This window comes from Pseudomonas oryziphila, assembly GCF_003940825.1.
In the GTDB taxonomy this organism is placed as follows: domain Bacteria; phylum Pseudomonadota; class Gammaproteobacteria; order Pseudomonadales; family Pseudomonadaceae; genus Aquipseudomonas; species Aquipseudomonas sichuanensis.
The window spans coordinates 1,864,424-1,883,420 of record NZ_CP034338.1; the positions used below are offsets into that span (position 1 = coordinate 1,864,424).

Below are 18,997 nucleotides of genomic sequence, written 5' to 3' on the forward strand. Positions count from 1 at the left end.
CCTACATGCTCTAACGAAACAGCGCCTCAATTAGAGGCGCTGTTTCGTTTCAGTCATCAGAAGTGCACTTTCACCAACAGGCTGGCGGTGTTCTGGTCGGTGGTGAAGGCGTCGCTGTCCTTGATGCCGTACTTGTTCTTCCAGTAGTCGTACTCGATACCGACGTACAGCTGCTTCTCACCCAGGTGCAGCGCTTTACCCAGGTCGTACTTGATCTGCGGGTTGAAGTGCAGGTTGGCCTGGTAGGTGCCGCGACGGTTCTCGTCGTTGTCCACCACCCAGTCCATGAAGCCGTCGATCAGCACGTCGGACGAACCCACAGGGATGGTGTAGGACCACACTGGGGTGATCTGCCAGACGTTGTCGCCCGGGCGGCTGCCGTCGGTGGTGCGCTGGTAGAAGTTCAGCTGGAAGTAGTCGAAGCCTGGGATGGCCAGGTCGAAGCCTGGGCCGATCAGGTAGGACTCGGTGTCACCCTCGCCGAACTCGTAGGTCATGGCCAGCAGCACGTCCTTGACCGGGCCGAACTCGATCTTCTGGTCGAAGATCTTGCCGAACGACAGGCGTGGGCTGAACTCGCCGTAGTAGGTGTTCGGGCCGTTATTGGCGTCCTTCTTGCCCTGGTAGAAGATCTTGTCGAGGAAGAAGAAGTTGTCGCCGTACTTCCAGCCGTCGGCGTGCTCGAAGGTCACCGTCTGCTGGATTTCGGGGTTGACCTTGAAGTTCTTGCCCCACAGATAGGTCAGGCTGTTGTTCTGCCACTGCAGCAGGTCACCGGCTTGGCTGGCGCCGCAGGCCAGCAGGCCGCCAGCGAGGATCAGGCTATTGATGATGCGCATTGCGTGTGTCGCTCCCTTGATTGGATCTGTTGTCAGCGCTCGGGCGCCGTTTTTTGTCTTTTGAGTCAGCTTTTTTCGATTGGCCACAGCTGTTTGGCAAGAGCTGCGCCAACTTTTCCGGGTTGGCCACAACCATCCTGCTCGACGTCTTGCTGAACGGATGAACATGGTTCTTTCAGGCTGGCAACACGTTGACCAACCGCCCGAATTCATTGACTGAGCGGTCAGCAAACGTGGGCAGGATCCTTCCTGCCCCGATCGAGGGGGCGCGCAGATTACTGGCTTGCGCGCCGGTCCTCAAGTGCTCCGTCCTGGAGCACGGTGTTACAAAGTTGTGCGTTTGGTCAGGTTATCAGAAGTGGACCTTGATCAGGGCACTGGCGACGCTCTGATTGCTTTCCAGGTTGCCGCGGCTGTCGATGCCGTATTTGTCCTTCCAGTAGCTGTACTCGAAGCCCACGTAAAGCTGCTTGGCGCCCAGGTTCAGGGCCTTGCCCAGGTCGTATTTGACCTGTGGGTTGAAGTGCAGGTTGGAATGGTAGGTGCCACGGCGGGTCTGGTCGTTGTCGGAGACCCAGTCCATGTAACCGTCGATCAGGATGTCGGAGCGGCCCACGGGAATGGTGTAGGACCAACCGGGGGTGATCTGCCAGACGTTGTCACCCGGGCGGCTGCCTTCGGTGTTGCGCAGGTAGAAGTTCAGGGTGAAGTAGTTGAAGCCGGGAATGTTCAGGTCGAAGCCGGGGCCGATCAGGTAGGCCTCGTTGTCGCCTTCGCCGCGTTCGTAGGTCATGGCCAGCAGCACGTCCTTGACCGGGCCGAAGCTCAGGTTGCGGTCGAGGATCTTGCCGAACGACAGGCGCGGGCTGAACTCGCCGTAGTAGGTGGTCACGCCTTTGCTCGGGTCGGGCTTGCCGTTGTAGAAGATCTTGTCGACGAACAGGAAGGTGTCGCCGTACTTCCACTTGTTGGCGTGCTCGAAGGTGATGGTCTGCTGGATATCGGGGTTGACCTTGAAGTCCTTGCCATACAGGTAGGTCAGGCTCTCGCCGTGCCACTGCAGCCATTCGCCAGCGTGGGAGGGGAGGGTGGCCAGCAGGCTGCTGCCCAGCAACAGCGAGGAAGTGATGCGCTTCATGTTGTGTTTCCCGGACTTATTGTTTTTGTTGGCGGTTTTTTCGGCGCGCAGGCGCCCCGGGCGGCCCATTCCGGCGGGCCGACGGTCATGCGGTTACTGCAGGTGGCAAGCGGGGCGGCAAAGGCTGCCGCCCCTGGTCCTCAATGCTGGTGGCAGGCGTCGTTGTGCGCGGCGCGTTCGGCGCCACCGAGGATGTTGAACAGCAGGTTCAGCACCAGGGCGCTGAGGGTGGCCATGGCAATGCCACTGTGGGTGATGGGTTCCATCCACTGGGGCATCTGTGCGAAGAACTCCGGGCGCACCACGGGGATCAGGCCCAGGCCGACGCTGACCGCAACCAGCAGCTGGTTGCGACGGTCGGAGATGTCCGCTTCCTGGAGGATCTTGATCCCGGTGGCGGTGACCATGCCGAACATGGCGATGGACGCGCCGCCCAGTACTGCAGGCGGGATCGAGGCGATCAGGAAGGCCGCCTTGGGCAGCAGGCTGAGCAGGATCAGCAAGCCACCGGCCATCACCGTGACGTAGCGGCAACGCACCCCGGTCATCTGCACCAGGCCGATGTTCTGGGCGAACGAGGAGTGGGTGAAGGTGTTGAAGAACCCGGCGATGAACGATGCCCCGGCGTCGCACAGCAGGCCACGACGCAGCATCCCAGGGGTAACTTCACGGTCGGTGACCTTGCCCAGGGCGAGGAACATGCCGGTGGACTCGACGAAGATGATCACCACCACCAGGCACATCGACAGGATCGGCGCCAGGCTGAAGGTCGGCATGCCGAAGTGCAGTGGGGTGACCACCTGCAGCCAGGGCGCCTCGTTCAGGCCGGACAGGTCGACCATGCCGATGGAGCCGGCGAGGATGTAGCCCAGGCCCATGCCCACCAGTACCGAAACGTTGACCCAGAAACCGCGCATGAAGCGGTTGATCAGCAGGATCACCGCCAGCACCAGGCCGGCGACCATCAGGTAGATCGGCGAGCCGAAGGTCTGGGCCTCATGGCCACCACCGGCCCAGTTGACCGCCACCGGGAACAGCGACAGCCCGATGGAGGTAATGACCGTGCCGGTCACCAGGGGGGGGAAGAAACGCACGACCTTGGACATGAATGGCGCGATCAGCATGCCGAAGAACCCGGCGGCGATGGTCGCGCCGAAGATCCCCTGCAAACCGACGCCAGGCATGCCGGCCATGGCCACCATGCTGCCGACGGCAGCGAAGCTGGCGCCCATCATGACTGGCATGCGGATGCCGACCGGGCCGATACCGAAGGATTGGATGATGGTGGCAACGCCGGCGACCAGCAGGTCGGCGTTGATCAGAAAGGCGACTTCCTCGCGGGACAGGCCGGCGGCCTGGCCGATGATCAGCGGCACGGCGATGGCGCCACCGTACATCAGCAGAACGTGTTGCAAACCCACCAGGATCAGCTGGAACAGGGGCAGGGGCTGTCGTGGCGGCGCAACAGGAATGTACGCCTTGGGTGACTCGGACATGCAGCACCTCGAGTTTTGTTTTTATTCTCGGATCCAAGCCAAAAGCTCCAAGCGGCAAGCTTCAAGTAGAAGCTTGTGGTTCCCGCTCGAAGCCTGAGGCTCGATGCTTGCTTGTTATCTAGCTACTTACCGCTTGTAGCTTGCAGCTGCTTTCAGTTGACCTGGGCGCCTTTGGCGATCCAGTCGCCGACCAGCTTGCGTTCTTCAACGGTCATCTGGGTGATGTTGCCCAGCGGCATGATCTGGCTGGCGACGGCCTGCGCTTGGATGCGCGCGGCCTGGGCCTGGATCTGCTGCGGGGTGTCGAACATCACGCCGGCAGGGGCGGCGCTGAACAGTGGGCTGGTCGGTTTGGACGAGTGGCACACGGTGCAGCGTTCCTGGATGACGGTGTGGATCTTGTCGAAACCGCCGGTAGCTGCCTGGGCGGTGGCCTGGGCAGGTGCTGCGGCTGGTGCTTCGGCAGGCTTGGCAGCTTCCTCGGCGCGCAGCTCGGCGGCGGTCTTGCCACCCACGGCGGTGGCCGGCAGCGGCTGGTATTCGACCTTGGCGGCGGCCTGCTCAGGGGCGGTCGGCAGCGGCTTGGGGCCGGTCACGTAGGCCAGGCAGATCATCGCCAGGGCGCCGACAGGCAGGGTCCAGGCGTACTTGTTGCTGTCGTGGCGGGTGTTGAAGTAGTGGCGGATCAGTACCGCGGCCACCGCGATCCCGGCCAGGATCAGCCAGTTGTACTGGCTGCCGTAGGTGCTCGGGAAGTGGTTGCTGATCATGATGAACAGCACCGGCAGGGTGAAGTAGTTGTTGTGGCGCGAGCGCAGCAGGCCCTTGGCCGGCAGTACCGGGTCGGGGGTCTGGTTGTTCTCGATGGCCGCCACCAGCTGGCGCTGGGCCGGCATGATGATGCGGAACACGTTACCGACCATGATGGTGCCGATGATCGCGCCGGTGTGCAGGTAAGCACCGCGGCCGCTGAACACCAGGCTGAAGCCCCAGCATGCGGCGATGATCAGCACGAACAGCACGCCACCAAGCAGGGCTGGTTTCTTGCCCAGGGGCGAGTCGCAGAGGAAGTCGTAGACGAACCAGCCGGCGATCAGCGAACCGATACCGATGGCCACGCCTTCGGCACCGCTCAGGGTGCTGCCGGGGGCCAGCAGGTACAGAGCCGGGTTCCAGTAGAACACCACGCACAGCAAGGCGATCCCGGACATCCAGGTGAAGTAGGCTTCCCATTTGAACCAGTGCAGGTTCTCGGGCATTTTCGGTGGCGCGAGCTTGTATTTTTCCAGGTGGTAGATACCGCCACCGTGGATGGCCCAAAGGTCACCCGACAACCCATCGCGCGGGTTGCTTCGGTTCAGGTGGTTCTCCAGCCAGACGAAGTAGAACGATGCACCGATCCAGGCGACGCCGGTGATCATGTGAACCCAGCGAATGCTCAGGTTCAGCCATTCGTGAAGGTGTGCTTCCACAGTAGTTACCTCTCGCCGGTCACCACATAGATGACCGACCCTTTCTTATTGGTGGGGATTGAGGATCAGCATCTGTTCCTCGGGGAAGTAATGCTCATCGCAGTTGTTGCCAGAACCACTGCGATCAACCACCAGGAAATCATCCCGCTTTTCGATCGTAAGCACCGGGTGGTGCCAAACGCCGCGATGGTAATTGATGCCCTGCCTGCCGTTACTGCGGAAGGCGCGGACCAAGCCTGATACAGGTGCATCGCCAACTGGCGCGACCACGATCAGAAAGGGGTTGCCGAGCAGCGGGATGAAAGCCTGGCTGCCCAGCGGATGGCGTTCCAGCATGCGCACGGTCAGCGGCATTTCCAGCGCGTCGGCGCGGAAGATGCTGATGATCGCCTTGTCCTCAGGCTCGGCGGTCTCGACCGTGGCGAGCTTGTGGAAGCGCATGGTCGAGCCGTTGTTGATCATGAAGTGGTCGCTGCCATCGGTTTCGATCACATCACCGAACGGGGCAAAGGCTTCTTTGGTCAGGGGCTCGATCATCAGGGTGCGCATGCGGTTATCTCTTCTATGTTCGTTGTTCTTGATTTGGGTGGACTGGTAGCTCTTGCCAGGCCCTGGGTACGGACGCGTCACGCACTCGGGCCAGGCCTTCGCACAGTCCTCAAAGCTGCAGCAGGCGGAACAGGGCGATCAGGTTGATCTGCGCCAGGGCTTCCTTGAACTCGGCATCCTTGTCGTTGTGGATGCGCTTTTCGAAGGAGGCGAGGATCTGGTGCCGGTTGCTGCCCTTGACCGCCATGATGAACGGAAACTGGAACTTGGCTTTGTAGGCGTCGTTCAGTTCGGTGAAGCGGGCGAACTCTTCGGCGGTGCACTGGTGGATACCGGCGCCGGCCTGTTCGTTGGTGCTCGATTCGGTCAGCTCGCCCTGCACGGCGGCTTTGCCGGCCAGGTCCGGGTGAGCGTTGATCAGGGCCAGCTGGTCGCTGTGGTTGGCGCTGAGCAGGATGTCGCTCATGCGCTGATGCAGCGCTTCGATCTCGTCCAGTTCAGCCAGTTGGCCGAGATCGTAGGCCTTTTCGGCGACCCACGGCGAGTGCTCGTAGATGTCGGCGAAGGCTTCGACGAAGGCGGCGCGGCCCAGGCTGGAAGGTTTGAGGGTCTTGAAGGCGGTCATCAGGCGTTCTCTTTCTTGTACGGGTGGGTGGCGTGCCAGTGGCGGGCGATGTCCACGCGACGGGCGAACCAGACCTGCTCATGGCTCTTGGCGTAATCGACGAAGCGCTTGAGCGCGGCGAGGCGCGCCGGGCGGCCGACCAGGCGGCAGTGCAGGCCGATGGAGAGCATTTTCGGGGCTTCGGCGCCTTCGGCGTACAGCACGTCAAAGGCGTCCTTGAGGTACTGGAAGAACTGCTCGCCGCAGTTGAAGCCCTGTACCTGGGTGAAGCGCATGTCGTTGGTGTCCAGGGTGTAGGGGATCACCAGGTGCGGCTTGCCGGTCGGGTTGTTCGGTTCCCAGTAGGGCAGGTCGTCGTCGTAGGTGTCGCTGTCGTAGAGGAAACCGCCTTCCTCCATCACCAGGCGCCGGGTGTTCGGGCCGGTGCGGCCGGTGTACCAGCCCACCGGGCGCTCGCCGGTCAGTTCGGTGAGGATGCGGATGGCTTCGAGCATGTGCTCGCGCTCTTGCGCTTCTTCCATGTTCTGGTAGTCGATCCAGCGGTAGCCGTGGCTGCAGATCTCGTGGCCGGCCTCGGCCATGGCACGGATCACGTCGGGGTGGCGCTGGGCGGCCATGGCCACGGCGAAGATGGTCAGCGGCACGCCGCTGTCCTTGAACAGCTTGAGCAGGCGCCATACACCGGCGCGGCTGCCGTATTCGTAGAGCGATTCCATGCTCATGTTGCGCTGGCCCTGCAACGGCTGGGCGGCCACCATTTCAGACAGGAAGGCCTCGGACTCTTTGTCGCCGTGCAGGATGTTGCGCTCGCCACCTTCTTCGTAATTGAGCACGAAGGACAGTGCAATGCGGGCATTCCCCGGCCATTGCGGATGAGGTGGGTTGTTGCCGTAACCGATCAGGTCGCGAGGGTAGTCAGCGCTCACTGCAGTCTTCCTTCTTGTACGTTAGTGCGGTTGGTGGGCGGGCCGCGTCGGGATGTCGCACCACCGGATGGGCTGATTGTATACAACTTCTTAAATACTTTGTAAGCCTGTTTTTCCGCATTTCTTCCCATTTGTCGCCCAGAAACGGCTTGCAAGAAACCTGCCTGATTGGTCAGCTAATAACGGTGACCCCTGCTTGCTGCCTGTCTTTGCGATTGGTGGCCTGTTTTCAGGGGTGAGCGGGCCGCTAGGAAGAAGGGTTCAAAAAATTGTGTACAATTTTTTGAGAAACTGTCTTAATGGCGTCATTCCCGCACACCGCTGGCCCCCGTGCCCGGTGCATGCCGTGTATTTTTTGCCCACGCATACGACAAGAGGCGACAAGCAAATGGGACGTTTGACCACACACGTACTGGACGCCGCGCATGGCTGCCCGGGCAGCTCGATCAAGGTTGAGCTGTACCGTGTCGAAGGCCAGCAGCTGGAGTTGATCAACACCGTGCTGACCAACAGCGATGGCCGCGTCGACGCACCGCTGTTGCAGGGTGACGACTACCGCACCGGCGTTTACCAGTTGCAGTTCAGCGCTGGCGATTATTACCGCGCTCGCGGCGTGCAACTGCCGGCCGCGGCGTTCCTTGACGTTGTCGTGCTGCGCTTTGGCATCGACGAGCAGCAAGAGCACTACCATGTGCCGCTGCTGATCTCGCCGTACAGCTACTCGACCTATCGTGGAAGCTAGTTGGTCGCTAGAAGAATCTTCGTAGGTCCTTGCCCGCTCTCACACTGGCGGGCTTTTTTTTGCCCGTGTGTAGGAGCGGCGCAATTCCTGTGGGAGCGGGTTTACCGGAGTGCCGGACCACCGCGAAGCAGGTGGCGCGATGGATGGCACCGGCTCTGCCGGTGTTCGCGGGTAAATCGCAGCGGCGAACCGCCGCTCCCACAGGATGCGCGCCGCTTTGACGCCAAGCGTTGTAACTGTAGGGGCGCAGCCTGTGATGAGTTAAACGCAGGCAGATACGACAAAGGGGCGCCATGCGCCCCTTTGTCGTTTGCTCGTGTAGCCCGTTCGACGTCAGGGCGCGATGCCCGCCGTGCCGTTGGCCAGCTTCGGTTGCCGGTAGAGGTCCAGCAAGACCTGGTCCAGCACCTGCGAGGCGCCCCAGGGTTTGGGGTCGTTGAGGATGGCTGCGACCGCCCAGGTGTTGCCATTGCTGTCGCGGCTGAAGCCAGCGATCGCGCGGACGGTGTTGAGGGTGCCGGTCTTGATATGGGCCTCACCGCTCATGGCCGTGCGCTTGAGGCGCTTGCGCATGGTGCCATCCATGCCCACCAGAGGCATGGAACTGATGAATTCGGCGGCGTACGGGCTGTTCCAGGCAGCCTGCAGCAGCGCGGCCATCTCGCGGGTGCTGACCCGTTCCGCGCGGGACAGGCCCGAGCCGTTCTCCATCACCAGGTGCGGCGCGGTGATGCCTTTCTTCGCCAGCCACTGACGCACCACGCGCTGGGCGGCACGGGCATCGTCGCCATCGGCATCGGTGCGGAACTGCGCGCCGAGGCTGAGGAATAACTGCTGGGCCATGGTGTTGTTGCTGTACTTGTTGATGTCGCGGATCACTTCGACCAGGTCCGGCGAGAAGGCCCGGGCCAGCAGGCGGGCGCTCTTGGGCACGTTCTCGATGCGGTCGGCGCCCTGGATGCTGCCGCCCAGCTCGTTCCAGATGGCGCGCACGGCCCCGGCGGCATAGGTCGGGTGGTCCAGCAGCGACAGGTAAGTCTGCGAGTTGCAGCCTTCTGCCAGTTGGCCGCTGACTGTCACGCTGACACCGTCGGCCTGGGTCACCGGGTTGTAGCGCACTTCGCCGGTGCACTGCTTGCCCGCCACGGCCTTGACCTGGTTGTCGATGCGGATGCTGGCGATCGGCGGTTCGACTGCCACCGTGACCTTGCCACCGTCGTTGCGGGCAACGAAGCGCAGCGCCTTGAGGTTGACCAGCAACGAATCGGGCTTGACCAGGAACGGCTTGTTGTCGTCGCCGCCGTCGTCATTGAACTGTGGCAGGTTGGGCTGCACGAAATGGCTGCGGTCCAGGACCAGGTCACCGGTCACGGTGCGCACGCCGTTGGCGCGCAGGTCGCGCATCAGCAGCCAGAGCTTTTCCATGTTCAGTTTGGGGTCGCCGCCGCCCTTGAGGTAGAGGTTGCCGTTGAGCACCCCGTTGTTCAGGGTACCGTCGGTGTAGAACTCGGTCTTCCACTGGAAGGTGGGGCCCAGCAGCTCGAGTGCGGCGTAGGTGGTGACCAGTTTCATGGTCGAGGCCGGGTTCACCGAAACGTCGGCGTTGAACACGGTAGCGGTGCCGGGGCCGTTGAGCGGCAGCATCACCAGGGACAGGGCGGAGTCTTGCAACTTGTTGGTCTTGAGGGCCTGCTGCACCTTGGCTGGCAAGCTGGTGTTGACGGCGGCGGCCTGGCTGGGCAGGGCGAGTGGCAGAAGCAGGCCGGCGAGCAATAGTGGGCGGAGCGTCTTGATCATGGATAGATGAACCCTGCAGGCGAGGGAAAAAGACCATGGGGCTGTAAGAATGATGGCCCCAACACGTAAACGAGTGCGCATTATGCCCCAAGCGCACGCTGTATGCGCCCCGTTCGACACAAATGCGCCGCAGCTCGCCGGAAACTGGTAAAGTGCCGCGCGTTAATACTTGAGAGGATTGTTTCATGGCTACCAACCGTTCCCGTCGTCTGCGCAAGAAACTGTGCGTGGATGAATTCCAGGAGCTGGGTTTCGAACTGAACCTGGGTTTCAAGGAAGACCTGTCCGATGAAGCCATCGATGCCTTCCTCGACGCCTTCCTGACCGAAGCCATGGACGCCAACGGCCTGGACTATGTCGGCGGCGATGACTTCGGCCTGGTTTGCAAGGCTACCCGTGGCTCGGTGGAAGAAGCGCAGCGCGCTGCTGTCGAAGCCTGGCTCAAAGGCCGCAGCGAACTGACCAATATCGAAGTCAGCCCGCTGCTGGACGCCTGGTACCCGGAAAAGCCGATCAACTCGGCTTCCTGATCCGTGGCGGCGGTGCCCGAGCGGGCGCCGCCTCACCTTGGCTCGGCCTGGCGCTCCAATTGCCGGGCCAGGGCTTTCTCCACACGGCGCATGTGCCGTGCCAGTGCCTGACGGTACAACTTCATCTCTGCCAGGGGTAACCCGGGTTCCTCCAGTAGTTCACACGCCTGAATCAACGACCTGGCATCCAGCATTCGCGCCGCGCTGAGGATCTTGTGTGCCTGCGCAGCAAGCGCATCGGCGTTCTGCTGCGGGTCGATGGACATCAGGATGCCCAGGTCCTGCTGCAGGCTCAGGTGCAAGGTGCTGAGGATGCGGTCGCGGTCACTGGCGCTGTCGCCGACAATGGCGCTCAGGCCCTGCAGGTGGAAGCGATGACCGCACTCGTCGCAGCCCTCCTTGCACGGCCGGGTGTTGCGGGCAATGGCCGCCAGCCGCTGGCCGAGCACCTGCAAGCCGATGGGTTTGAGCAGGCAGTCGTCCATCCCCGCATCCAGGCACTGTTGGCGCACTTCGGGTTGGGCGTTGGCGGTATAGCCGACCAAGGTGCAGCGTGGCCTGCCGTGCAGGCGTTCCTCCGCGCGCACGGTCCTGGCGAGCTCGTAGCCGTTCATCTGTGGCATGTTGCAGTCGACGATGAGTACGTCGAAACAGCCTTCGCGCCATTTGCGCAATCCTTCACGACCATCGCGGGCGCTGTCCTGGCGCAAGCCCAGGTAGTTCAACTGTTGTGCTATCAGCAACAGGTTGGCCGGGTGATCGTCGATCACCAGGATCCTCAGCCGTGCATCCGGGCGCTCGATGTCGTTCGCGTCCTGAGGCCTCGACTCGACCGGGGAAACGCACTGCAAGGGCATGCGCAGCCTTACCCGTGTACCTACGCCATGCAGGCTCTGCAGGCTCAGTTCGCCGCCCATCATCGCGCACAGGCTTTGGCTGATCACCAGCCCGAGGCCGGTGCCGGCCCGAGCACCGTCGCTGTAGGGGTTGGCCTGCACGAAGGGGGTGAACAGCTGCTCGAGTTCCTGCTCGTGGATGCCGATGCCGGTGTCGCGGACCTCCATGTCGAGGGTCTGGGTCAGTGGCTCGCCACTGTTGCACAATTTGACGCTGATGCTCACCTGGCCCTGTTCGGTGAACTTGATCGCGTTGCTCACCAGGTTCGACAGCACCTGCTTGAACCGCAGCGGGTCGAGCAGCGCATGGCAACGTGCCTCGGCGGCGATCACCACTTCGAGCGCCAGGCCCTTGTGGCGGGCCAGCCCGTCGAATACACGTCCGACGGACTCGACCAACGCTGCCAGGTCCACCGGCTCCGGGGCCAGGGACAAATGGCCCGACTCGATCCGAGCGATGTCGAGGATATCGCCGATCAACCCCAGCAGGTCCCTTGCCGAGTGATGGGCAATCTCCAGGGCCGGGCGGTCCAGTTGGCCCTGTTCGGCGCGCCGGGAGGCGAGTTCGAGCATGCCGATCAAGGCGTTCATGGGGGTGCGGATTTCGTGGCTGATGGTGGCGAGGAATGTGCTCTTGGCGCGGTTGGCGTCATCGGCCTGTTGCTTGGCCAGGCGCAGGTCCTGCACCAGGTTGCGACGTTCGCTGATATCGATCCAGCCGCCGATGATGCCCTGCATTTCCCCCAGCGAATCGCGGTAGGGGAGGATCCAGTGGTAGATGGTCAGATCCTTGTCCCGCAACCGCAGAGGGCGATCGAGGATCAAGGGTTTGCCTTGCTCCATCACGCGTCGGTAATCGTCCTGGATCTGCCGGGTGTAGTCGCAGTCGCTGAAGCGGGTGTCCTGCAGGCGCTTGCCGATGACCTGCTCAAGGCTGGCGCCGACCGCTTGCAGGTAGCTGTCGTTGCAACTTTGCAGGCGCCCTTCGCGGTCACGCACGTACATGGGGTGTGGCGTGCCATTGAGCAAGGCACCCATGAACTCCAGCTGGTCGTTGAGCGCCCGCTCGGCGCGTTGACGCTGTTTGATCTGGCGGCGCAGCCGGGCATTCCACACCAGTGCCAGCACCAGCAGCACACCGATGACAGCGACCACCTGCAGGATCACCCTGCGGTAATTGCGCCAATAGGCGTCGTCGGCCGCGCCGTGATCCCGCCATCGACTGTTGATCACCCCCAGTTCCTCCGGAGAGATGCTCAGCAACGCCTTGTCGAGGATCGAAGCCAGTTCGCTGGCCTGGGGCAAAGTGGCCAGCGCGAAGGTCGCAGGCTCGGTGCCGACGGTGGTGCGGATCACCAGGTCGTTGTTGCTGGCCAGCATATGGTTGGCATCGATCAGTGTGACGATCGCGGCATCCACGGCGCCGCTGCCCAGCAGGGCCAGGGAGTAGTAGGTGCTGTCGGTGGCCACCTGATGAATCAATGGGTGTTTGGCATTGAGCAGTGCAGCCACGCTGCTGTCACGCGGTACCGCGACGCGCTTGCCCTTGAGCTGCTTCAGATTGGCAGGCTGGTGATTGCCGTCGCGGCTGACCAGTACGTAGGCGCTTTCCAGGTAGGGCCTGCTCAGTTGCAGGGGGTTGCCTGGGCGGGTGTCGGTGGAGAGCGTGGCGATGATGTCGGTGCGGCCGGACTCAAGCTGATCGATCATGTCGCCATCGCCACTGGCGCGACCAATGTCGAAGCGCAAGCCGGTGCGCAGGCGGATGAGTTCGAGCAGATCGGCGACGATGCCGCGCAACCGGCCGTTACCGTCGAGGAAGGTCAGCGGCGCTGCGGTGTCGTTGACCACGACCCGCATTACCGGGTGATCGCGCAGCCAGTTCTCTTCCCGTGGCGACAGCTGCAGCTTGCGATCAGTCAACAGGCTGCCGCTGCTGGCACTCCAGCGCTTGAAGATATCGTTGCGGGTGGCGCTCGACTGGGCGTCGAGGGCGGCATTGACCAGGGCCAGCAGCATCGGGTCGTCGTCACGCATGGCAAAACTGAAGCCCACGGCCTCATGCTTGCCGAAATTGGCCATGCGCAGACGCGGCAGGTGCCCCTGGCTGATCAGGTAGTGCGTGGAGACCGTGTCACCGATGAACACGTCGGCCTGCTCGAAGGCCACGGCATTGAGCGCCTGGGTGGAGGACTCGAAGGTCAGCAGCTCGGCCTTGGGGTAATTGGCACGGATCTCTTCGGACGGCAGGTAGTGATAGAGCATGCTCAGGCGCATCCCGTCCAGGCCGGTGTCCAGGGCACGGGTTTCGTCCTCCCGGGTTACCAGTACGGGTTGGTCGATGGCGTAAGGGCGTGAGAGCGCCAGCCCCTGGGTGGTGGCTTCATAGCCATTGGCGCTACCGAGCAGATCTATGCGCCCGCTCTTGAGCGCCGCGACTGCTGCTGGCCGGCTGGGAAAGCGTTGCACTCGCACCGGCAGGCCCAGGGCATTGCCGATCAGGCCTGCGTAGTCGGCGGTCAAGCCTTGGTACTCGCGCCCTCCGCTGGCGATGTCGAACGGCGGATAGTCAGGTGCGGAAGTGCCGAGTACCAGTTCATGGCGGGTGGCCAGCCAGTTGCGTTGCTCCAGGGTCAGGGCGGGGTGGATCGACGTCGGTGCCGAGCGGCTGAGCAGGGCGTAGGTCCTGCCTTCGTCTATATTCGCGCAGACAGTCGGCATGGGGGCGCCCAGGCTCAGGCAGAGCAGCGATATACCGAGGTACTTCCACATCACGACCTCAGACCAGCGCGTTGCGTTTGGCGACGTCGATCAGCTCCACCAGGGTGCTGGCCTGCAACTTGTGCATAAGGCGTTTCTTGTAGGTGCTGACTGTCTTGTTGCTGAGAAACATGCCCTTGGCAATTTCCTTGTTGCTGCGGCCCTGAGCGAAGAGTTGCAGCACCATCAGTTCGCGGTCATTGACCTGGCGGAACAACTCCAGTTCCTTATTGCAGTTTTTTTGCGCAGCGTTGAGTGCCTGGCTGGGGAAGTAGTTGTAGCCGGACAGTACCGCCTTGATGGCGCTGAGCAATTCGCCCAGGTCTTCTTGCTTGCAGACGTAGCCCGCAGCGCCAGAGTGCATGCAGCGAATCGCGAACAGCGCGGGAGATTGTGCGGTCAGTACCAGGACCTTGAGCGGCATTGCCATGGACTGGAAGCGAGACAGCATCTCAAGGCCGTCGAGCTTGGGGATGCTGATGTCGAGGATGACCAGGTCGGGGCGGTATTCGCGAATCATCTGCATGGCATCGACACCATTGTCAGATTCGCCCAGGACGTTGTAGCCCTGGTTCTCCAGCAGCATCCGAATAGCCAGGCGGATAACGGGATGATCGTCGACGATAAATACTGTTTGCATATTCAACATTCCATGCGGCGAGGCGAAAGCAGTCGGCACATTAGCTCAGTTGAATGGTGGCGGGCAGGGATGCTCAGGCTAATTTATTTATATAGGAAATTCCTTACGGCGAGAGCGTGTGTGTGCTACGAGAAATGTGGATTTTTAGGCGGTTTGATTGGTTTTGCAGGTTTAATTAGTTGTCTTTGAGGTTAATGTTTAATGCTTTTGGTATTTGTGGGAAGAGTCTTACAAGTTTGGCGGTGAAGGTAATAACCACACTACCGTCACCGCCCTGATTCAAGTTGGACTGGTGCGTCCGGTCATCTCGCAGGCCATTTCACTGGCATAGCTGTCTGTCATGCCGGCGATGAAATCGATCATGCGCAGGAAGGCGCCATGCAGCGAGCCATGTGGATTGGGCGCGTTATTGCCGATCAGGTCCAGCACGCGGCGGCTCTTGAACGACGGCGTGCGCCCGCCATGTTGTTCCAGCGCCGCGCCGCAGAAGGTGTTGAGGAGGATTTCCAGGGTGGTATAGGCGCCGATTTCATGCAGGGTCTTGCGCTTGTCCTGAAAGATCTTCTTGCGCGCCATGTCCTTGGCCTGCAGCACACAGCGCTGGGCCGGGCCGTGCATGTGCTCGACCAGGTCGCCGGGCAGGCGGCCGGCGAGCAGGGCGCTTTGCTGTTCGACGAAGGCTTGCGCGGCGGCGTTGGTCAAGTGCTCGATGGCTTTGCCGCGCAGGATTGCCAGCTTGCGCCGGCGGGATTCGTTGGGGCCGAGCTGGCGGTAGGTCTCCGGCAGGTCGTCACCGACCAGGTCGAGCAGCAGCGCTTCGACCTCGGCGTACTGCAGCAGGTCCATCTCGAGGCCGTCTTCGAGGTCGATCAGGGCATAGCAGATATCGTCGGCGGCCTCCATCAGGTAGACCAGCGGGTGCCGGGCCCAGCGTTGGTGTTCGAGCTGCGGCAGGCCCAGCTTGCCGGCGATCTGCTCGAGCAGGGGCAGCTCGCTCTGGTAGCAACCGAACTTGTGCTTCTTGTAGCCCTGGGCGTCGGCATGGCGCGAAGTCCAGGGGTACTTGAGGTAGGTGCCCAGTGTCGCGTAGGTCAGGCGCGTGCCACCGTCGAACTGGTGGTATTCGAGCTGGGTCAGCACGCGAAAGCCTTGCGCGTTGCCCTCGAAGTTGAGGAAGTCGGCGCGTTGGTCGTCGCTCATGTCGTCCAGCCAGCCACGCCCGGCGGCCTGCTGGAACCAGTGGCGGATGGCGTCTTCGCCGGAGTGACCGAAGGGTGGGTTGCCGATGTCGTGGGCCAGGCAGGCCGACTGCACGATCATCCCCAGGTCGCTGGGCTCGCACCAGTCGGGCAGGGCGCCGCGCAGGGTTTCGCCAACACGCATGCCCAGCGAGCGGCCAACGCAGCTGACTTCCAGCGAATGGGTGAGGCGGGTGTGGATATGGTCGTTGCTGGTGACCGGATGTACCTGGGTCTTGCGCCCCAGGCGGCGGAAGGCGCCGGAAAAGATGATGCGGTCGTGGTCCTTGTGGAAGGGGCTGCGGCCAAGCTCTTCTGGGCTGTAGAGGGCTTTGCCCAGGCGTTCGCGGGTCAGCAGGGTGTGCCAGTCCAAGGCTCGATCTCCGGTCGTTGTATCGGCATAGCTTCCTGCGTCTGGCGCGCCCTGGCAAGGGCGCGCACGACGTTCAGGGGCGCCGGCTGCTGCTCAGGAACAGGCGGATCAGTGGCGCCAGGCTGGTGCCCAGCTGCAGCAGGCGACTGATGTTGCCACTGCGCACGCCTTTGCCAGTGAGAAAGCCCAGCGCGACGATAGCGCCCAGGCCCCACAGCGAGCCGTGCTTGACCCCCAGGCCCTCGCCAAGCGAGCTACCCATGCCGCGCAGGCGGCGCGCCGGTTCGAGCATCTGGCTGGTTTCGTGGCTGATCTGCTGGCGGTGCATCTCCATGCGCAGGCGCAGCAGCGCCTTGCGCAGCTCACGCGGGTTACGTGTGTCGGGCATTTCGGGCAGGTTCATGGCAGCAGGCGCTCCCGGTCCTTGGCCAGCTCTTCGAGCGTGGCGCTGAATGGCGATGACTCATCGAACACCGCCGCTTTCAGGCGCAGGCCGCAGTACAGCGCGGCGATGCCGTAGAACAGGCACAGGCCGATGATCCCGGCCAGTCGATAGCTGTCCCACAGCAGCACCAGTACCAGCCCCGATAGGGCGGTGAGCAGCAGCAGGGCGAACACCAGTGCCAGGCCGGCGAACAGCAGCAGGCGCAGGGTGCGCCCCTTCTGCTCCTGCAGCTCAATGCCGAACAGCTCGATGTGGCTGTGCAGCAGGCCCAGCATCGCGGCGCCCAGGCGCCGGCCGGACGCGCCGGCGCCGATGGCGTCGTTGTCCATGGCGGCTCCTCAGCGCTTGGCCAGCAGGCCGATCAGCAGGCCGACGCCGGCAGCGATACCGATCGCCTGCCAAGGGTTCTCCTGCACGTATTGCTCGGCGCTGCCCACGGCCGCCTGGCCGCGTTGGCGTACCGAGTCCTGGGTGAGTTGCAGGGTTTCGCGGGCCTGGGCCAGGCGCTCGTGGATCTGTTCGCGCAGCTCGTCAGCCTGGTCGCCGGCGAGGTTGGCGGTGTCGGCGAGCAATTTCTCGGTGTCGCGGACCAGGGCCTGGAAGTCAGCCATCAGTATGTCTTGAGCAGTCTTTGCCGATTTGCTGGCCATATGGGCCTCTCCCTGTGGATGTGTGTGGCTATTTCGAGTGATGGCGGGTGCGGAAGGTTCAGCGCGATGTGCTGGTACAGCGCTTGCTTATGTTCGAGGCGCGCTCGCAAGCGTGCGCGCCGAAACCGTGCACCCGCCCTGCGGATCACGCTAAACCTTAACCCAATCCACGACAAACCCAAGAAAAAACCACGCAGGCGTTCACCCACTCACAGAAGCGGGGCAGGCGCCTGGCACCGATTCGGTGCAGGGATGCCGGTTCTTGAACTGTCCTGGTGCCTTTTTGCAGGCCTGCCTCTTCATGGAAAACATGCACAGCGCGATGGACTCCCTGGTCCATGGCTCCAACACCCTGTTCATCCTCATGGGCGCCATCCTGGTGCTGGCCATGCACGCCGGCTTCGCCTTTCTCGAAGTCGGAACCGTGCGCCACAAGAACCAGGTCAACGCCCTGTCGAAGATCCTCAGCGACTTCGCCATCTCGGCGCTGGCGTACTTCTTCATCGGTTACTGGATCGCCTATGGCGTGACCTTTTTCCAGCCCGCGGCAGTGCTGGCCAACGATCATGGCTATGCACTGGTCAAGTGCTTCTTCCTGCTGACATTCGCCGCTGCAATCCCGGCGATCATCTCCGGCGGCATCGCCGAGCGTGCGCGGTTCGTCCCGCAGCTGTGCGCCACTGCGTTGATCGTGGCGTTCATCTACCCCTTCTTCGAGGGTGTGGTGTGGAATGGCAACTTCGGCTGGCAGGCCTGGTTGCAGGCGCGCTTCGGTGCACCCTTCCATGACTTTGCCGGCTCCGTGGTGGTGCACGCCATGGGCGGCTGGCTGGCGCTGGCGGCGGTGATCCTGCTGGGTGCGCGCCGTGGCCGTTATCGCGATGGCCGGCTGGTGGCGTTCGCGCCGTCGAGCATTCCGTTCCTGGCGCTGGGTTCGTGGATCCTGATCATCGGCTGGTTCGGCTTCAACGTAATGAGCGCACAGACCCTGCAAGGGGTGAGCGGCCTGGTAGCGATCAACTCGCTGATGGCCATGGTCGGCGGCACCGTGTCGGCGCTGGTGGCCGGGCGCAACGACCCCGGCTTCCTGCATAACGGCCCGCTGGCAGGGTTGGTGGCGGTCTGCGCCGGTTCCGACCTGATGCACCCGATCGGTGCGCTGGCCACCGGCCTCATCGCAGGCGGCCTGTTCGTCTGGTGCTTCACCGCGGCGCAGAACCGTTGGAAGATCGACGATGTGCTCGGTGTCTGGCCGCTGCACGGTGTGTGTGGGGTGTGGGGCGGCATCGCCTGTGGCGTGTTCGGCCAGGCCGCACTGGGCGGCCTGGGTGGCGTGAGCCTGGTCAGCCAGTTGCTTGGCAGCTTGGCCGGTGTGCTGGTAGCGCTGGCCGGCGGTTTTGTCGTGTACGGCCTGATCAAGGCGGTGCACGGCCTGCGCCTGAGCCACGAACAGGAGTTCCAAGGGGCCGACCTGTCGCTGCACCGCATTGGCGCCACCAGCCAGGATTGACCTGGCGCAGGTGCGCGATGGCAAGCACGGACCTAGAATAAGCATCCCTTATCTTCGATTTCCGGGTTTGCCCCATGCTCCCTGAATGCCAGCTGTTCGGCACCCTCGGGTGCCATCTGTGTGAAGTGGCCGAGGCCATGTTGATGCCGTTCGTCGAGCATGGCTTGCTGGTCGAGCTGGTCGACATTGCCGACGCCGAGGTGCTGTTCGAGCGCTACAGCCTGACCATCCCGGTATTGCGCCGCTGTGATACCGGGGCCGAGCTGAACTGGCCCTTCGATGCCGAGCAGGTGGTGGCCTTCCTGCGCTGAGCCGCGCATTGACGACGGCGTGGCCTGCTCCGTATGCTGTATATAAATACAGTATCGAGG

18 protein-coding genes are annotated in these 18,997 nt (G+C 62.7%); 4 read left to right on the forward strand and 14 right to left on the reverse strand.

The features are described 5' to 3' along the window. Positions 1-56: 56 nt before the first annotated feature. From EJA05_RS08850 to puuE, 7 genes are all read right to left on the reverse strand, one after another. Positions 57-839, reverse strand: a complete 783-nt coding sequence (locus EJA05_RS08850; protein ID WP_125857973.1) for an outer membrane protein OmpK — start codon at positions 837-839, stop codon at positions 57-59. Positions 840-1,191: 352 nt separating this feature from the next. Next, positions 1,192-1,977 carry an outer membrane protein OmpK gene (locus EJA05_RS08855; RefSeq protein ID WP_125857974.1) on the reverse strand — a complete coding sequence of 262 codons (786 nt, stop codon included), beginning with the start codon at positions 1,975-1,977 and terminating at the stop codon, positions 1,192-1,194. 140 nt (positions 1,978-2,117) lie between these two features. Further along, complete coding sequence (locus tag EJA05_RS08860; protein ID WP_125857975.1) at positions 2,118-3,473, reverse strand: nucleobase:cation symporter-2 family protein; 1,356 nt, start codon at positions 3,471-3,473, stop codon at positions 2,118-2,120. Between the two features lie 152 nt (positions 3,474-3,625). Then, complete coding sequence (locus EJA05_RS08865) at positions 3,626-4,945, reverse strand: urate hydroxylase PuuD (protein WP_125463335.1); 1,320 nt, start codon at positions 4,943-4,945, stop codon at positions 3,626-3,628. A 45-nt stretch (positions 4,946-4,990) separates the two neighbouring features. After that, complete coding sequence (locus EJA05_RS08870; protein ID WP_046856488.1) at positions 4,991-5,494, reverse strand: ureidoglycolate lyase; 504 nt, start codon at positions 5,492-5,494, stop codon at positions 4,991-4,993. Positions 5,495-5,603: 109 nt separating this feature from the next. Further along, a complete protein-coding gene (gene uraD, locus EJA05_RS08875) occupies positions 5,604-6,119 on the reverse strand; it encodes a 2-oxo-4-hydroxy-4-carboxy-5-ureidoimidazoline decarboxylase (protein ID WP_125857976.1) in 516 nt (171 codons plus the stop codon). Continuing rightward, positions 6,119-7,045, reverse strand: coding sequence for an allantoinase PuuE (puuE, locus tag EJA05_RS08880; protein WP_125463336.1), 927 nt, complete (start codon positions 7,043-7,045; stop codon positions 6,119-6,121). The genes uraD and puuE overlap by 1 nt, the downstream gene beginning before the upstream one ends. Before the next feature lie 388 nt (positions 7,046-7,433). Between puuE and uraH the strand changes: the two genes are divergently transcribed. Further along, positions 7,434-7,787 (forward strand): hydroxyisourate hydrolase, encoded by a 354-nt coding sequence (gene uraH, locus EJA05_RS08885; protein WP_110993583.1) that lies wholly within the window; start codon positions 7,434-7,436, stop codon positions 7,785-7,787. 333 nt (positions 7,788-8,120) lie between these two features. Here uraH and dacB read toward each other — a convergent pair whose 3' ends face one another. Beyond that, entirely contained in the window at positions 8,121-9,584 is a 1,464-nt protein-coding gene (gene dacB / locus EJA05_RS08895; protein ID WP_125463338.1) for a D-alanyl-D-alanine carboxypeptidase/D-alanyl-D-alanine endopeptidase, read from the reverse strand. Between the two features lie 185 nt (positions 9,585-9,769). Between dacB and EJA05_RS08900 the strand changes: the two genes are divergently transcribed. After that, complete coding sequence (locus EJA05_RS08900; protein ID WP_125463339.1) at positions 9,770-10,114, forward strand: YggL family protein; 345 nt, start codon at positions 9,770-9,772, stop codon at positions 10,112-10,114. Between the two features lie 32 nt (positions 10,115-10,146). Here EJA05_RS08900 and EJA05_RS08905 read toward each other — a convergent pair whose 3' ends face one another. The 6 genes from EJA05_RS08905 to EJA05_RS08930 form a co-directional block, all read right to left on the reverse strand. After that, the gene (locus tag EJA05_RS08905; protein WP_223811927.1) at positions 10,147-13,731 is read right to left on the reverse strand and encodes a transporter substrate-binding domain-containing protein; all 3,585 of its coding nucleotides are present in this window, start codon (positions 13,729-13,731) and stop codon (positions 10,147-10,149) included. Positions 13,732-13,789: 58 nt separating this feature from the next. Further along, positions 13,790-14,410 carry a response regulator transcription factor gene (locus EJA05_RS08910; protein ID WP_125463341.1) on the reverse strand — a complete coding sequence of 207 codons (621 nt, stop codon included), beginning with the start codon at positions 14,408-14,410 and terminating at the stop codon, positions 13,790-13,792. Between the two features lie 279 nt (positions 14,411-14,689). Next, positions 14,690-16,021: a deoxyguanosinetriphosphate triphosphohydrolase gene (locus EJA05_RS08915; RefSeq protein ID WP_110993577.1), complete on the reverse strand. Its 1,332-nt coding sequence runs from the start codon at positions 16,019-16,021 to the stop codon at positions 14,690-14,692. A 73-nt stretch (positions 16,022-16,094) separates the two neighbouring features. After that, complete coding sequence (locus tag EJA05_RS08920) at positions 16,095-16,424, reverse strand: hypothetical protein (protein WP_125857979.1); 330 nt, start codon at positions 16,422-16,424, stop codon at positions 16,095-16,097. Next, positions 16,421-16,795: a phage holin family protein gene (locus tag EJA05_RS08925; protein WP_110993575.1), complete on the reverse strand. Its 375-nt coding sequence runs from the start codon at positions 16,793-16,795 to the stop codon at positions 16,421-16,423. The genes EJA05_RS08920 and EJA05_RS08925 overlap by 4 nt, the downstream gene beginning before the upstream one ends. A gap of 9 nt (positions 16,796-16,804) precedes the next feature. Further along, entirely contained in the window at positions 16,805-17,116 is a 312-nt protein-coding gene (locus tag EJA05_RS08930; RefSeq protein WP_125857980.1) for a DUF883 family protein, read from the reverse strand. Between the two features lie 301 nt (positions 17,117-17,417). Between EJA05_RS08930 and EJA05_RS08935 the strand changes: the two genes are divergently transcribed. Together EJA05_RS08935 and EJA05_RS08940 are read left to right on the forward strand one after the other, a co-directional pair. Continuing rightward, entirely contained in the window at positions 17,418-18,626 is a 1,209-nt protein-coding gene (locus EJA05_RS08935; protein WP_125857981.1) for an ammonium transporter, read from the forward strand. A gap of 74 nt (positions 18,627-18,700) precedes the next feature. Beyond that, positions 18,701-18,937, forward strand: coding sequence for a glutaredoxin family protein (locus EJA05_RS08940; protein WP_125463345.1), 237 nt, complete (start codon positions 18,701-18,703; stop codon positions 18,935-18,937). Positions 18,938-18,997 lie beyond the last annotated feature (60 nt).

Coding starts and splice junctions, on each gene's coding strand:
- EJA05_RS08920 (WP_125857979.1), bottom strand. CDS start 16,424: ATGAACCTGCCCGAAATGCCCGACACACGTAACCCGCGTGAGCTGCGC.
- EJA05_RS08935 (WP_125857981.1), top strand. CDS start 17,418: ATGGAAAACATGCACAGCGCGATGGACTCCCTGGTCCATGGCTCCAAC.
- uraD (WP_125857976.1), bottom strand. CDS start 6,119: ATGACCGCCTTCAAGACCCTCAAACCTTCCAGCCTGGGCCGCGCCGCC.
- EJA05_RS08940 (WP_125463345.1), top strand. CDS start 18,701: ATGCTCCCTGAATGCCAGCTGTTCGGCACCCTCGGGTGCCATCTGTGT.
- EJA05_RS08905 (WP_223811927.1), bottom strand. CDS start 13,731: ATGCCGACTGTCTGCGCGAATATAGACGAAGGCAGGACCTACGCCCTG.
- EJA05_RS08925 (WP_110993575.1), bottom strand. CDS start 16,795: ATGGACAACGACGCCATCGGCGCCGGCGCGTCCGGCCGGCGCCTGGGC.
- EJA05_RS08870 (WP_046856488.1), bottom strand. CDS start 5,494: ATGCGCACCCTGATGATCGAGCCCCTGACCAAAGAAGCCTTTGCCCCG.
- dacB (WP_125463338.1), bottom strand. CDS start 9,584: ATGATCAAGACGCTCCGCCCACTATTGCTCGCCGGCCTGCTTCTGCCA.
- EJA05_RS08930 (WP_125857980.1), bottom strand. CDS start 17,116: ATGGCCAGCAAATCGGCAAAGACTGCTCAAGACATACTGATGGCTGAC.
- EJA05_RS08855 (WP_125857974.1), bottom strand. CDS start 1,977: ATGAAGCGCATCACTTCCTCGCTGTTGCTGGGCAGCAGCCTGCTGGCC.
- EJA05_RS08900 (WP_125463339.1), top strand. CDS start 9,770: ATGGCTACCAACCGTTCCCGTCGTCTGCGCAAGAAACTGTGCGTGGAT.
- EJA05_RS08860 (WP_125857975.1), bottom strand. CDS start 3,473: ATGTCCGAGTCACCCAAGGCGTACATTCCTGTTGCGCCGCCACGACAG.
- EJA05_RS08850 (WP_125857973.1), bottom strand. CDS start 839: ATGCGCATCATCAATAGCCTGATCCTCGCTGGCGGCCTGCTGGCCTGC.
- EJA05_RS08910 (WP_125463341.1), bottom strand. CDS start 14,410: ATGCAAACAGTATTTATCGTCGACGATCATCCCGTTATCCGCCTGGCT.
- uraH (WP_110993583.1), top strand. CDS start 7,434: ATGGGACGTTTGACCACACACGTACTGGACGCCGCGCATGGCTGCCCG.